This window comes from Nocardioides caricicola (genome assembly GCF_039541135.1).
Lineage (GTDB): Bacteria > Actinomycetota > Actinomycetes > Propionibacteriales > Nocardioidaceae > Nocardioides > Nocardioides caricicola.
The window spans coordinates 26,724-40,472 of the sequence record NZ_BAABFQ010000006.1 but is presented as its reverse complement, the minus strand read 5'-3'; the positions used below and the strand labels follow the sequence as shown (position 1 = coordinate 40,472).

The following is a 13,749-nucleotide window of genomic DNA, read 5'->3' as shown; positions in this document are numbered from 1 at the left end:
AGGTGCCTTAGTTGCTCGGGGACGTGCTGTCGTCGGGAGTCGGGCTGGCGGTGTCGGTCGGGGTCGGCGTCGGCGTCGGGGTGTCCGACGGCGTCGGCTGCGGTCCCCAGTAGTTCACGGTGATCGTGTCGCCCTGCTCGACCCTTCCCGTCGGGTTCAGCGCCGAGACGTCGCCCTCGATCTCGTCGCCGGGGTTGTCGACCTGGACGCTGTTCACCCGCAGCCCCAGCTGGCCGAGCTCGCGCTCGACGTCGCCGAGCGGGCGGCCGACGTAGTCGCCGGCGTTCAGCGTCACCGAGGTGTCCTCGGTGGTCGCCTCCGACGTCGGCTCGCTCGGCGAGGACGGCGCCGTGGACGACTGCGTCGGGCCCTGGCTGGTCTCGTCGTCGGAGGGCGCGCCGTCGTCGGCGGGCTCGGTGATCAGCAGGACCACGAGGATCGCCACCACGGCGAGCGCGATCACCCCGAGCACCGGCCACAGCCAGTTGCGGCGTCGCTCGTCGACCGTGGGCAGCGTGGTGGTCGTCGGGACCGGCCCGGGCAGGGGCGGCGCCGCGGCGGAGGGCACCACCGCGGTCGCGGCGGTCGCGGGGTTGCGCAGCGCGTCGGCCAGCGCGTCGCCGTCGGGATAGCGCTCCTGCGGCAGCTTCGCCATCGAGCGTCGTACGACGGCCGAGAGGTCCGCCGGGACGGACGGGGGCAGGTCCGGCACGGGCTCGCGCAGGTGCGCCAGGGCGGTCGCCACCGCGGTCTCGGCGACGAACGGGCGCTCTCCGGCCAGGCACTCGAAGGCCACGACCCCCAGCGAGTACACGTCCGAGGCCGGGGTGGAGGTCTGGCCCTGAGCCTGCTCGGGGGAGAGGTACTGCGGCGTGCCCATCACCTCGCCGGTGCCGGTGAGGCCGATGCCCTCGGCCGCGCGCGCGATCCCGAAGTCGGTGACCTTCACCCGGCGGTCCGGCGTGACGAGGAGGTTCGCGGGCTTCACGTCGCGGTGCACGATGCCGGCGGCGTGGGCGGCCCCCAGCCCGTCGGCGGCCTGGGCGAGCAGCTCCCGCACGGCGGCCGGCGCCATCGGTCGCCCGCCCTGGATCAGCGACGACAGCGGCTGGCCGTCGACCAGCTCCATGACCAGGTAGGGCCGGTGCTCGGTCTCGCCGAAGTCGTAGACGCTCGCGATGTTCGGGTGGTGGAGCGACGCGGCGTGGCGGGCCTCGGTCTCGAAGCGAGCGCGGAACGTCGGGTCGTCGGCGTACTCCTGCTTGAGCAGCTTGACCGCCACCTCGCGGCCCAGCGTCGTGTCGGTCGCCCGCCACACCTCGCCCATGCCGCCGGTCGCGATCCGCGCGTCGAGGCGGTACCGCTGCTCCTGGTCTGCGAACTGCTCGCTCATCGGATCACCGCTTCCATCACTGCCTTCGCGATCGGGCCACCGTAGACACCGCCGGCGATCTCACCGCGGGGGATGTCGGCCTTCTGGATCATCACGGCGACCGCGACCTCCGGGTTGTCCGCCGGCGCGTACGAGATGAACCACGCATACGGCGGCACCGCGTCGATGCCGCTCTGGGCGGTCCCGGTCTTGCCCGCCACCTGGATCCCGTCGATCGCGCCCGGCGAGGCGGTGCCGTCGTCGACCGTCGCGACCATGAGCTTCGTGACCTCGCGGGCGGTCGTCGACGAGACCGCCTGGGAGAGCTCCTCGGGGTCGGTCTTGCTGAGCACGTCGAGGTCGGCCGACTGCTGCTCGTCGACGACGTACGGCTTCATCACCGTGCCGCCGTTGGCGAGCCCGGCGGCGACCATCGCCATCTGCAGCGGGGTCGCGGCGACCTCGAACTGGCCGAAGCCGGTCTGCCCGAGCTCGGCGTCGTCGAGCCCCTCCGGGAACAGCGACTCCACCTGCGGGAAGAGGTCGTCGAGGTAGCCGCGGTTGAAGCCGAACGCCTCGGCGGTCTTCTTCATGTCCTCGGCGCCGACCTCACCGGCGAGCTGGGCGAACGTCGTGTTGCAGGACTGCTCCATGGCCTGGGTGAACGGGATCTTGGTGCCGTTCGCACCGCACGAGCGGCCCTCGTTGTCGATCAGGCCGGTCTCGCCCGAGGTCAGCGGCAGCTGGTAGGTGTCGCCGCCCGGGACCATCGAGTCGGCGTCGTACAGACCCTCCTCGATCGCGGCCGCGGCGGTGACGACCTTGAACGTCGAGCCGGGTGGCAGGCGGGTCTGGATGGCGCGGTTCAGCAGCGGCTCGGTCGGGTCCTCGTTGAGCTTCTCGTACGTCCGGGCGACGGCGCCGAAGTCGTGGGAGGCCATGTCGTTCGGGTCGTAGGTCGGCAGCGACACCATCGCCAGCACGGCCCCGGTGTTGGGGTCGAGCGCGACGACCGAGCCCTGGGTCTCCGGGCCGAGCGCCGCGAGCCCGTCGTACGCCGCCTGCTGGGCGTCCGGGTCGAGGGTCAGCAGCACGTTGCCGCCCTTGGTCGGCTTGTTGCTGACCAGGTCGACCAGCCGGGTGACGAACAGCTGCTCGTCCTCGCCGGACAGGATGTCGTTCTGGGTGCGCTCCACGCCGGTCTGGCTGAAGTAGGAGAACCAGCCGGTCACCGGGGCGTAGACCTCGGGCTTGGGGTACGTGCGCTGGAACTTGTACTCGTCGTCGGACGGCACGCTCTTGGCGACCGCGGTGTTGCGGCCGACGACGATCGCACCGCGCTCCGCCGAGAACGACTCGTTGATCGCGCGCCGGTTGCGGCCGTCGTCGTTCAGCGCGCCGGCGCGCCAGTACTGCAGGTACGTCGCGTTCACCAGCAGCGCCAGGAACAGCACCAGGCAGAAGATCGAGATGGTGCGGATCGGCTTGTTCATCGGATCGTCTTCACCACCTGGGTGGCATCGGTGTCGATGGCCGCGGTGTCGTCGGACAGCTGCGGCACGGGCCGGCGGGCCTGGTCGGAGATGCGGAGGAGCAGCGCGAGGATCACCCAGTTCGCGATCAGCGAGGAGCCGCCGTACGACAGGAACGGCGTGGTCAGGCCGGTCAGCGGGATCAGGCCGGTGACACCGCCGATGACGACGAACACCTGCAGCGCGATCACGCTGCCGAGGCCGGTCGCGAGCAGCTTGCCGAACCCGTCGCGGCAGATCAGCGCGGTGCGCAGCGCCCGCTCCACGATCAGGCCGTACATCACGATCACCGCCATCACCGCGGTGAGCCCGAGCTCCTCGCCGATCGCGGCGACGATGAAGTCGGAGTTGGCGAACGGCACCCGCAGCGGGTCACCGTCACCGAAGCCGCGGCCGATCAGGCCGCCCCAGCCCATGCCGAACATCGCCTCGACCGGCTGGAAGCTCTGCCCGCCCTGCTCCTCGGTGTAGAAGTCGAAGGGGTTGAGCCAGATCTGGAAGCGCTCGCGGACATGGCCGAACAGCACGTACGCCGCGAGCGCGCCGCCCGCGAACAGCAGGCCGCCGACGACCAGCCAGCCGGGCCGTTCGGTGGCGACGTACAGCATGATCAGGAACACGCCGAAGAACAGCAGGCTGGAGCCGAGGTCGCGCTGGAACACCAGGATGCCGAGGCTGACCAGCCACATCACCAGGATCGGGCCGAGGTCGCGACCGCGGGGCAGGTCGACGAACAGCACCCGGCGCCCGGCCAGGGCGAGGGCGTCGCGGTGCAGCACGAGGTAGCCCGCGAACGCGACGACGATCAGGACCTTGGCGACCTCACCGGGCTGGAAGTTGAACGGCCCGACCTGGATCCAGATCCGCGCGCCGAAGACCTCCTTGCCGAGGCCGGGGACCATCGGCAGCAGCAGCAGGAGGATCGCGGCCAGGGCGCTGGTGTAGGTGAACCGCTGCAGCACGCGGTGGTCGCGGATGGCGACCAGCGTGGCCACGAAGAGGATCACGCCGAGCGTCATCCAGATGAGCTGCTGCTGGGCGTAGTCGTTCTTGCGGTCGACCGCCTCCGCGGCCAGGTCGAGGCGGTAGATGACCGCGAGTCCGAGCCCGTTGAGGGCCGCGACCACCGGTAGCAGCACCGGGTCGGCGTACGGCGCGACCACGCGGATCACGACGTGCGCGCCGATCACCAGGGCCGCCAGCCAGCCGCCGTACCCGATGATGTCGGCGGGGACCTCGCCCTCGACGCCGAGGCCGACGGCGGCGTACGCCCCGATGCCGACCGCGAGCGCGAGGACCAGCAGGAACAGCTCCGCGCCCCGGCGGCGCCGGTGCACGAACCCCATCAGGCTGCTGCTTTGGGCTGACTTCTGGGCGGCCACGTCACTCATCCGTGCTCTCGACGGGCTCCTGCCGGGCCGCGAGGTCCTGCACCTTGGCCTCGGCGTCGACGGGGTTGTCGTAGACGATGCCCTCGCGGACCCGCTCCGCCTCGATCTCGCTGAGCCGGTCGATCTCGACGTCGGAGCGCTGGTAGGGCTCGGAGAGGTCGAAGCCGGCGACCTCGGAGTTCAGGCCGCGGTAGATGATGACGTAGCCGTCCTCCTCGCCCACGTAGTACTGGTCCTGGCTCCACGACCAGGCCACGGCGAGCACGATCCACGCCAGCCCGACGACGACCAGCCCGGCCAGCAGCCGCTTGAGCCAGACGAACCGGCGCGGCGGTCGTGGCGCGTAGCGCGCCTGCTCCGGGTCGATCGGGTCGCTGGTGATCGCGAACGGGACGCCGGGGGGAGGGTCGAGGATCTCGGCCTGGATCGGCTCGAGCTCGCCGGTGTCCCCCGCGCGGTGGCCGCGGAACAGGCTGGTCATGCCGCTCATCGCGCCGCGCGGCCGGATCGGTCTCGGGTCGGCGGCGGCGCCCACCACGAGCGGGTCGGTGCCGACCTCGGTGCTGGCGTCGACGACGTCGGCGACCAGGCAGGTGACGTTGTCGGAGCTGCCGGCCTCGAGGCTGGCGCGCACGAGCTCGACGGTCGCGAAGTCCGGGCTTCCGGTGCTCAGGATGTCGGCCAGCCGGCCGTCGTCGAGCACTCCGCTCGCGCCGTCGCTGCAGAGCAGCAGCCGGTCGCCGAGCGCGAGCTCGATCACGAACAGGTCCGGCTCGGCCTCGTGGACGCCGTCGAGGGCCTTGAGGATGAGGTTGCGGTGCGGGTGGACGCGGGCGTCCTCCTCGGTGATGCGGCCCTCGTCGATCAGGCTCTGCACGAACGTGTGGTCAGCGGTCAGCTGGGTGATCTCGCCGCTGCGGTACAGGTAGGCCCGGCTGTCGCCGACGTGGCCGATGCCGACGCGGGAGCCGTCGAAGAGCGCGACGGTCGCGGTCGTGCTGGTGCCGTCCAGCGCCGGGTCCTCGTCGACCAGCTCGCCGATCCGGTCGTGCGCGCGGTGCAGCGCCCCGGCGACCCGGGCCAGCAGGTCGTGGTCGGGGTCGTCGGACGGCGGTCCGTCGATCTTGCGCACCTGCTGGATCGCGGTCGCCGACGCGACGTCGCCGCGGGCGGCGCCACCGACGCCGTCGCAGACCGCGATCAACCAGGGTCCGGCGTACCCGGAGTCCTGGTTGTCCTTGCGGACGCGGCCGACGTCGGACGTGGCGGCGTACCGCAGGCGCAGGTCGGTCATCGGCTACTTCCTGAGCTCCAGGATCGTCTTGCCGATCCGGACCTGGGTGCCGAGCGTGATCGTCGTGGGCTGGGTGATCCGCACGGTGCCGACGAACGTGCCGTTGGTCGAGCCGAGGTCCTCGACGAACCACTGGTCGCCCGAGGCCGCGATCCGGGCGTGCCGCGTGGAGACGTAGTCGTCGTCGAGGCGGATCGCCGCGTCCGTGCCACGACCGATCAGGACCGGGGCGTGGGACAGCTCGGCGCGGGCGCCGACGTTCGACCCGGCGGTCACGATCACGTGGGTCGGGGCGCCGCGGCCCTTCTTGGGCGCCTTCGCGGGCTTGGGCGCCTTGCCGCCGGTGCCGCGGGCGGCCTCGGGGACGCGCGCGCCGAACATGTCGGAGCGGATCACCGAGATCGCGGACAGCACGAAGATCCAGAGGATCGCCAGGTAGGCGACCCGGATGAGGAACAGCGTCAGCTCGGACACTCAGCCTCCCTCGACGACCCGGACGGTCATGGTGGTGTTGCCGATCTTGACCTGCGAGCCGTCGCGCAGGCCGGTGCGCGAGATCCGGTGGCCGTCGACCAGCATGCCGTTGGTCGAGCCCAGGTCGTGCACCTCGATGACCGGGCCGCCGTCGGCGCCGGCGCGCACCGTGAACTCCACGTGGCGGCGGCTCACGCCGGGGTCGTTGATGCGGACGTCGGCCTCGGTGCCGCGACCGACGACCAGACCCGGCGCCTGCAGCGGGTGCCGGGTGCCGTTGACCTCGAGCACGGCGCGCGCCCGGCCGACCTGCGTGTGGGTGGCGTTGCCGGTCACCTTGGCGTGCGCCTGGCTGCGGATCCGGAACCGGCCGGTGGTGAGGTCCTCGGCCGGTTCGAAGGCGATGCTGACCGGGCCGGGGAACACGTAGCTCTGCTGGTCCGCGTGCTGGCGCACCTGCTTGCCGAGCTCGTCGGCCAGCGCGGTGTCGTACGGCGCCAGCCGGGCCAGGTCGGTCTCGGACAGCTCCACGTGGAAGTCGTTGGGCACCAGCCGGCGGTCGCGGGAGAGGATCTGTGCGTTGTTGTCGCACTCGCGCTGCAGGGCAGCGGCGATCTCGACCGGCTGGACCGCCGAGCGGAAGGCCCGTGCGAACGCGCCCGAGATCATCTGCTCGAGCCTGTGCTCCAGTCTCTGGAGACCGCCCACGCTGCCCTCCTTCCGTCACCTGTCATCGGTGGTCGTGTCCGGACCGGTGTCCGGGCACGAGTGCCACCCCGACCGGTGGCCGGGTGCCCCGATGCTATCGGGGTCGCCGTACCCGCCCGGGGACCCTCCATGGCCTGCCCGCCCCGGTTTGGGGCAAACCCCCGCGCTGGGATAGCCTTGCTCCGCTTCACGCGCGAGTGGCGGAACGGCAGACGCGCTGGCTTCAGGTGCCAGTGTCCGAAAGGGCGTGGGGGTTCAAATCCCCCCTCGCGCACGTGAAGAAGAGCCTCACCACGACGCGTGGTGGGGCTCTTCGCATCTCACCGCCTGCCCGGGTGCCGGCGCGGTGTATCTGGCGCCCCGTTCCCGGCTCCTCCGGGCATGCCCCATGAACCGTCCGACCACGTCGACCTCGACTTCTGGTTCTACAACCTCGACAACGGGCGTCCCGACCGGGTGGTGCAGCGGGAGCTCGAGGCGATCGCGAGCACCGGGCCGGCGTTCATCGGCAGCTGCGAGGCCACCGGGTACGACTTCGACCCGCTGCCCGGTCTCGAGCAGGCGCGCGATCGGTCCCGGCCGGGGCGGGCGAACATCGCGACCTGGGTCCGCACCGACCTGGCCGGCAGGGGCGAGCAGCGCTGGGTGGACCTGGCGACCACGTGGCCGAACACCGACCGGCCGGGCACGCACCCGCCGCGCAGCTTCCAGGGCGTGCTGGTCGGCCGGATCCCGGTGTTCACCGCGCACCAGCCCCCGCCGCACCTCGGCAGGCTCACCGACCTCGGCCAGGAGGAGGGGGTCGAGGCCCTCTGCCGGGCGATCGCGCCATGGCACCGCCCGGACTGGACTCGGCGCGCGCCGGAGGAGCAGGAGCGCGCTCGCGCGCGGCCACGGGTGCTGCTGTGGGACGCCAACCGCCGGCCCGGCGACGCCGGTCCGGGCCCGACCCTGCTGGCCCGCCGGGTCCACGGACGCTCGGTGGGCCACCGCATCGACGGCGCCGTGGTGAGCGGGGTCGCCCACGCCTCCCGGGTCGACTACCCCGAGCGGGTCGCCGGCCTACGCCTGGGCTCGGACCACCACCACGCGTTCCGCTTCAGGCTGACCGTACGCCGGCACTGGGTCGAGCCGGCCTGAGCGCCGGCGCCGCCGTCAGCCGGCGAGGGTCCCGGCGAACACTTGCCAGGCCAGCGCCGACTTCGCGACCAGGCTCAGCCCGATGTAGACCCGCTCGCCGAAGAGGTAGTCGGCCCACCTGCCGCGGGCGCGGTACTGCAGCCACTGGTTGAGCGCGAACGAGTTGAAGAACACGAACAGCGACACGAAGATCGCGTAGACGAACCCGGGTGCCTCCGCCGACGACACCGAACCGGGGGAGAACAGGTAGACGCCGATCGCCAGCCACGGCACGACGCCGGCCACGCACCCGAAGACGAACGGCAGCCAGCCGCCACCGCCCGGCTGCTCGTAGTGCTCCTGCAGCCAGCCGAAGAGGATCATCGAGGCGTTGACCCCGAACAGCGCGAGCAGGGCGGCGACGTCGGAGATCCCGGTCAGCTGGGCGATCAGGACGATCATCAGCGATGCCGAGAACGCGTACTCGACCCAGCGGGCGGGGTTCCGGCCGCGGCCGAGGTCGGAGGTGTAACGCCCCCACCACACGGTGCAGACGAGCGCGTGCGCGAGCGCGGACAGGAAGAGGAACCCGGCGACGGCGACGCCGGTGGGGATCTCGAACAGCTCCGTCGGGTCCTGCGGGACCGTTCCCGGCGGCCCCTCGAGGTAGGTCGCGGTCACCGGCAGGGCGAACGACGTCGCCAGCACCAGCACGGCGATCGCCTGGGCGAGGTGGATCGCCCCCGCCACCGCGTTCACCCCGCGCAGCCGGCTCGCTCGAGCCTCGACCTGGGTCTGCGTGCTCATCGGACCTCCGATTGACATGCGAAGTTGTCTTCGCGAATAATGTAGCGCACGAGGGGAGTACCCCACCCACGACACATCGTCAGTTCGGCCGGCCCAGCCCGGTCCGGTGTGCCGGCCACCCGCAGGCGGTGGCGGGGGAGACCTCCGGAGTCCCGCCGCGGCGGGAGCACTGGAGGTACGTGATGGATGTTCCGCTCTGGGCCTGGGCCGCGGTGCTCGGGCTGATCCTGCTGATGCTCGCGATCGACCTGTTCGCGCACCGCGACGCCCACGTCGTCTCGGTCCGGGAGGCCGCCATCTGGTCGGCCGTGTGGGTCTCGACCGGCCTCGCCTTCGGCGGCGTGGTGTGGTGGGCGTACGGCGCCGAGGCGGGCGGGGAGTACTACGCCGGCTACCTGATCGAGAAGTCGCTCGCGGTCGACAACGTCTTCGTCTTCGCCCTGATCTTCACGTACTTCGCGGTGCCCCGGGAGTACCAGCACCGGGTGCTCTTCTACGGCGTCCTGGGCGCCCTGGTGTTCCGGGCGGTCTTCATCGCGGGCGGGTCGGTCCTGATCAGCAGCTTCGCCTGGATCCTCTACGTCTTCGGGGCGTTCCTGGTCTACACGGGCTGGAAGATGTTCAGCCACCGCAACGACGAGATGGACCTGTCCCGCAACCGGCTCCTGGCCTGGGTCAAGCGGCGGGTCCCCTCGACGGAGGAGTACCACGGGCAGAAGTTCTGGGTGCGGCAGGCGGGCCGGTGGGTCGCCACCCCGCTGTTCTTCGTCCTGGTCATGGTCGAGACCACCGACATCATCTTCGCCGTCGACTCCATCCCCGCGATCTTCGCCGTCACCCAGGACCCCTTCCTGGTGTTCACGAGCAACGCCTTCGCGATCTTGGGCCTGCGCGCGATGTACTTCCTGCTCGCCGACCTCATGCACCGCTTCGTGCACCTCAAGGCGGGACTGGCCGCGATCCTGGTCTTCGTGGGCGTCAAGATGCTGCTCCTCGACGTCTACAAGATCCCGATCTGGCTGTCGCTCTCGGTGATCGCCACCTGCCTCACCGTCGCGGTCGTGGCCAGCCTCCGCGCGACCGCGGAGGCCTCGCGCGACGACGCCGAGGAAGCCGTCGAGAAGGTGGGCTGACGAGTCAGGGCGCCAGCGGGACGACGAGGTCCAGGAAGGCGCCGACGGTGAGCCGCGACTCGAGCTGGTGCCGGAAGTGTGCCGCGCGGTCGACGGCGTACCGGTTGCGGCGGCCCACCTTGGACTTGTGGAGGTAGCCGTGCTCGACGAGGTCGCGCACGATCTGCTGCACCGCCCGCTCGGTGATGCCGACCAGCTCCGCCACATCGCGCATCCGCGCGTCGGGGTCGCGACTGAGCGCCACGAGGACGTGCCCGTGGTTGGAGAGGAAGGTCCACTCGCCGGAACTCACAGGATCCACACTACGCGAGACAGACTTCGTGTATCGGGCTGTCCTACGGGTGGAGGCCGCGCTGCGCCAGCGCGGTGTACGGGTCGATCGGAGCGTCGCCGGAACGGATTTCGAAGTGCAGGTGCGGGCCGGTGACGTTGCCCGTGGCGCCGACGGCGCCGACGACGGTGCCGGTGGCGACCGCGGTGCCCTCGTCGACGTACAGCTGAGACAGGTGGGCGTACCAGGTCTCGGTGCCGTCGGGGTGGCGGATCTCGAGCTTGTTGCCGTAGGAGCCGTCCCAGCCGGCGAACGTCACGGTGCCGCCCGTCGCGGCGCGCACCGGGGTGCCGGTGGAGGTCGCGAAGTCGAGACCGGTGTGGGTGGTCGACCAGTGGCTGCCGGACTCGCCGAAGCGCGCGGTGAGGTGGTAGCCGGTGGTCGGGAGCACCCAGGTCGCACCGCCGGTGAACCAGCTCATCGGCGACGGCGGCATCGTGCGGAGCATCGCGGCGATCTGCCGGTCCGCCCACCGGGCGCGCTGGATCGACGTGGGCTGCTTGCGCTCCGCGACGGGGGCGCGGTCGGCCTTGCCCGTCGCGCGCGGCTTCACGTCCGGCGACGCCGCGGTCGAGGGCCGTCCGGAGGGCTTCGCCTCCGGCTTCTCCGTCCGCTTCTCGCTGCGGGAGGGTTCCGCGGCGGCGGTCGGCGACGGCTCGGGGCTCGGTGCGGCGGCGACGGGGGGCGCGGGCAGCGGCGGGGGGTCCGCGACCGCGACCGCGCTCGGGGTGTCCGGCATGACCAGGTGGGCCAGCTGGGCCCCGGTGAAGCCGACGTACGTGACCGCGCCGACGGCCAGGGCCGTGAACAGGGTGTGCAGGCCGAACCAGGAGCCGGCAGCCACGGCGTCCGTGCTGGGGTCGGGCACTACTACCTCAAGTCGGTCGGGGTCATGACTCAGCAGGTCCCATCGGCCCTGGATGCGCGATGCTGAGCGATGTGACGAAGAACTGGGCCGGCAACCACGAGTACGCCGCGAGGCGGGTGCTCACCCCCACCTCGGTCGAGGAGCTCCAGGACGTCGTCGGGAGCGCCGAGCGGGTGCGCGCGCTCGGCACCCGGCACTCGTTCACCGACGTCGCCGACACGGTCGGCGACCTCGTCTCGACCGTCGGCCTCCCCGCCGAGATCGAGGTCGACGGCGACCGGCGGGTGGTCCGCGTCTCCGGAGGCGTCCGGTACGGCGACCTCGCGGCGACCCTGCAGGAGCGTGGCTGGGCGCTCGCCACGATGGCCTCCCTGCCGCACATCTCGGTCGCGGGGGCGATCGCGACCGGCACCCACGGCTCGGGCGACCGCACCGGCTCGCTGGCAGCCGCCGTCGCGGGCCTCGACCTGGTCGGCGCCGACGGAGCCCGCCGTTCGGTGGCACGCGGGGAGGAGGACTTCGCCGGCCACGTGGTCGCGCTCGGCGCCCTCGGGGTGACCACGCACGTGACCCTGGACGTGGAGCCGACCTACGACGTGCGCCAGGACCTCTACACCGACCTGCCGTGGGACGACGCGCTCGCGAACTTCGACGCGCTCACGAGCAGCGCCTACAGCGTCAGCCTGTTCACCGACTGGTCCAGCGGCCGGGTAGGCCAGGTCTGGCTGAAGGGACGTGGCGACACCGCGCCGCCCGACCTCTTCGGCGCGCCCGCCGCGGCCAGGACCCTGCACATGCTCGCCGGCGCCGACACCGCCGCGGTGACGCGTCAGGGCGGGGTCGCGGGCCCGTGGAACCGGCGGTTGCCGCACTTCCGCATGGAGTTCACGCCGAGCCGCGGGGAGGAGCTGCAGAGCGAGTACCTCGTCCCGCGCCCGCGCGCCGTGGAGGCGATCGGGCGGCTCCGCGACCTCGCGTCGCTGTTCGACGGGCTGCTCCAGGTCACCGAGGTGCGCACGATCGCCGCCGACGACCTCTGGCTCAGCGGGGCGTACGGCGGCGACGCGGTCGGGCTGCACTTCACCTGGGTCCGCGACGTGCCGGGCGTGTACGCCGTGCTGCCCCGCATCGAGGAGGCGCTGCTGCCGCTCGGCGCCCGTCCCCACTGGGGCAAGTGCTTCCTGGCGACCGCGGAGCAGCTGCGGCCGGCGTACCCCCGGATGGACGACTTCCACGCGCTCGCCGCGCGGCACGACCCGGGCGGCAAGTTCGGCAACTCATTCCTTGAGCGGCACCTCGGGCTGGCCCGCCGTGCCGTGTAGGAAGGTGCCGTGACGGTGTTCGTCCCGGGAGGGACCACGACGATCGGCAGCGACCGCTTCTACCCCGAGGAGCGGCCGGTGCGCACGATCACGGTCGGCGACCTGCACTGGGACCGCTGCCCGGTGACCAACGCCGAGTTCGCGCGCTTCGTCGAGGAGACCGGGCACGTCACCGTCCCCGAGATCGCGCCCGACCCCGCCGACTTCCCCGGCGCCGACCCGGCGCTGTTGGTCCCCGGCTCGCAGGTCTTCATGATGACCGCCGGCCCCGTGCACCTCGGCGACTGGACGCAGTGGTGGCGCTGGCAGCCCGGCGCGTCCTGGCGCGCGCCGCTCGGCCCCGGCAGCTCGTGGGAGGACGTCGCGGACCACCCCGTCGTGCACGTGGGCTGGGAGGACGCGATCGCGTACGCCGAGTGGGCCGGCAAGGACCTGCCGTACGAGGATGAGTGGGAGTACGCCGCCCGAGGTGGGCTGGTCGGCCGCGACTTCGCGTGGGGCGACGAGCTCTCGCCGGGCGGGGCGGTGCTGGCCAACACGTTCCGCGGCCCGTTCCCGTGGCGGAGCGACGACCCGGACGGGTTCGACCGCACGTCACCGGTCGGGCACTACCCGGCCAACGGCTACGGCCTGCACGACATGATCGGCAACGTCTGGGAGTGGACCCGGACCCGGTGGACCCCGACGCGGGAGGCCGAGCAGCCGGCGCCGTGCTGCGGCGGCTCGGCCCGACCGGCCGACCAGCTGGCCGAGACCGACCGGATGGTCACCAAGGGTGGGTCACACCTGTGCTCGCCGGAGTACTGCCAGCGCTACCGCCCGGCCGCGCGCCAGGGTCAGGGTGTGCGGGACTCCACGTCTCACGTCGGCTTCCGCTGCGTGTCCAGGTCCTGACGCCGCGACTCCGCGCGGGTCCGGATGTGGTGCGTCAGCGTCGTGGTCGCCGTCGTCAGGATGGCGACGTTGAACACCATCTGCACGAGCACCAGCGCGCGGGCGCCCTGCCCGGTCGCGTGGATGTCGCCGTAGCCGATCGTCAGCAGCGTGGTCATCGTGAAGTAGAGCGAGTCCAGCCGCGTGTTCAGCCCCTCGATCTGCGTGGGGTCGCGCTGCGCCATCACGTAGAAGCCGAGCGCGAAGCCCATCACCGCGACGGCCATGGCCAGCGCCAGCCGGTCGATGGTGCGGTTGTCGTCGATGAGCTGCTGGCGCACCTCCCAGACGACCATGAAGCCGAGCAGCCCGAGCGCGACGAACCCCAAGGCGATCTGGGCGACCTCGCCGCGGCCGATGTCGCGGGTCAACGGGACCGTGAAGTACACGAGGCAGAGCAACGTCACCGCTGCCGCCAGCCGCACCACGCGCCTCCACGGGGACATCGCGGCCTCCTCTTCTCGG

At 71.9% G+C, this 13,749-nt stretch carries 14 protein-coding genes and 1 tRNA gene; 5 read left to right on the top strand and 10 right to left on the bottom strand.

Annotation, left to right across the window (positions count from 1 at the left end):
• Nucleotides 1-7 precede the first annotated feature (7 nt).
• From ABD875_RS11560 to ABD875_RS11535, 6 genes are read right to left on the bottom strand one after another with little or no spacing between them, the layout of a single operon-like run.
• The gene (locus ABD875_RS11560; RefSeq protein WP_345176450.1) at nucleotides 8-1,393 is read right to left on the bottom strand and encodes a serine/threonine-protein kinase; all 1,386 of its coding nucleotides are present in this window, start codon (nucleotides 1,391-1,393) and stop codon (nucleotides 8-10) included.
• Complete coding sequence (locus ABD875_RS11555) at nucleotides 1,390-2,865, bottom strand: peptidoglycan D,D-transpeptidase FtsI family protein (protein ID WP_345176447.1); 1,476 nt, start codon at nucleotides 2,863-2,865, stop codon at nucleotides 1,390-1,392. Before ABD875_RS11555 ends, ABD875_RS11560 begins: the two co-directional genes overlap by 4 nt.
• Nucleotides 2,862-4,295: an FtsW/RodA/SpoVE family cell cycle protein gene (locus ABD875_RS11550; protein ID WP_345176443.1), complete on the bottom strand. Its 1,434-nt coding sequence runs from the start codon at nucleotides 4,293-4,295 to the stop codon at nucleotides 2,862-2,864. The genes ABD875_RS11555 and ABD875_RS11550 overlap by 4 nt, the downstream gene beginning before the upstream one ends.
• A complete protein-coding gene (locus ABD875_RS11545; RefSeq protein WP_345176440.1) occupies nucleotides 4,288-5,589 on the bottom strand; it encodes a PP2C family protein-serine/threonine phosphatase in 1,302 nt (433 codons plus the stop codon). The genes ABD875_RS11550 and ABD875_RS11545 overlap by 8 nt, the downstream gene beginning before the upstream one ends.
• Nucleotides 5,590-5,592: 3 nt before the next feature.
• Nucleotides 5,593-6,063: an FHA domain-containing protein FhaB/FipA gene (locus ABD875_RS11540; RefSeq protein ID WP_345176436.1), complete on the bottom strand. Its 471-nt coding sequence runs from the start codon at nucleotides 6,061-6,063 to the stop codon at nucleotides 5,593-5,595.
• Nucleotides 6,064-6,771, bottom strand: coding sequence for an FHA domain-containing protein (locus ABD875_RS11535; protein ID WP_345176433.1), 708 nt, complete (start codon nucleotides 6,769-6,771; stop codon nucleotides 6,064-6,066). It lies immediately after the preceding gene.
• A gap of 191 nt (nucleotides 6,772-6,962) precedes the next feature.
• Between ABD875_RS11535 and ABD875_RS11530 the strand changes: the two genes are divergently transcribed.
• Nucleotides 6,963-7,045 (top strand) — tRNA-Leu (locus ABD875_RS11530).
• A 107-nt stretch (nucleotides 7,046-7,152) separates the two neighbouring features.
• Nucleotides 7,153-7,911 carry a hypothetical protein gene (locus tag ABD875_RS11525; RefSeq protein WP_345176431.1) on the top strand — a complete coding sequence of 253 codons (759 nt, stop codon included), beginning with the start codon at nucleotides 7,153-7,155 and terminating at the stop codon, nucleotides 7,909-7,911.
• A gap of 15 nt (nucleotides 7,912-7,926) precedes the next feature.
• On the opposite strand, the gene heR is transcribed toward ABD875_RS11525, so the two are convergent.
• On the bottom strand, nucleotides 7,927-8,697 hold the full coding sequence (heR, locus tag ABD875_RS11520; protein WP_345176428.1) for a heliorhodopsin HeR: 771 nt from the start codon (nucleotides 8,695-8,697) through the stop codon (nucleotides 7,927-7,929).
• 182 nt (nucleotides 8,698-8,879) lie between these two features.
• On the opposite strand from heR, the gene ABD875_RS11515 reads away from it, so the two are divergent.
• Entirely contained in the window at nucleotides 8,880-9,830 is a 951-nt protein-coding gene (locus ABD875_RS11515) for a TerC family protein (protein WP_345176424.1), read from the top strand.
• 4 nt (nucleotides 9,831-9,834) lie between these two features.
• On the opposite strand, the gene ABD875_RS11510 is transcribed toward ABD875_RS11515, so the two are convergent.
• Nucleotides 9,835-10,122, bottom strand: coding sequence for a helix-turn-helix transcriptional regulator (locus ABD875_RS11510; RefSeq protein WP_345176420.1), 288 nt, complete (start codon nucleotides 10,120-10,122; stop codon nucleotides 9,835-9,837).
• Between the two features lie 43 nt (nucleotides 10,123-10,165).
• Nucleotides 10,166-11,029, bottom strand: coding sequence for a M23 family metallopeptidase (locus tag ABD875_RS11505; protein ID WP_345176418.1), 864 nt, complete (start codon nucleotides 11,027-11,029; stop codon nucleotides 10,166-10,168).
• A gap of 71 nt (nucleotides 11,030-11,100) precedes the next feature.
• Between ABD875_RS11505 and ABD875_RS11500 the strand changes: the two genes are divergently transcribed.
• Together ABD875_RS11500 and ABD875_RS11495 are read left to right on the top strand one after the other, a co-directional pair.
• Nucleotides 11,101-12,351 (top strand): D-arabinono-1,4-lactone oxidase, encoded by a 1,251-nt coding sequence (locus ABD875_RS11500; protein WP_345176415.1) that lies wholly within the window; start codon nucleotides 11,101-11,103, stop codon nucleotides 12,349-12,351.
• 9 nt (nucleotides 12,352-12,360) lie between these two features.
• Nucleotides 12,361-13,245 (top strand): formylglycine-generating enzyme family protein, encoded by an 885-nt coding sequence (locus tag ABD875_RS11495; RefSeq protein WP_345176412.1) that lies wholly within the window; start codon nucleotides 12,361-12,363, stop codon nucleotides 13,243-13,245.
• On the opposite strand, the gene ABD875_RS11490 is transcribed toward ABD875_RS11495, so the two are convergent.
• The gene (locus tag ABD875_RS11490) at nucleotides 13,212-13,730 is read right to left on the bottom strand and encodes a potassium channel family protein (RefSeq protein WP_345176409.1); all 519 of its coding nucleotides are present in this window, start codon (nucleotides 13,728-13,730) and stop codon (nucleotides 13,212-13,214) included. The two genes, ABD875_RS11495 and ABD875_RS11490, sit on opposite strands and share 34 nt — an antisense overlap.
• Nucleotides 13,731-13,749: the final 19 nt, after the last annotated feature.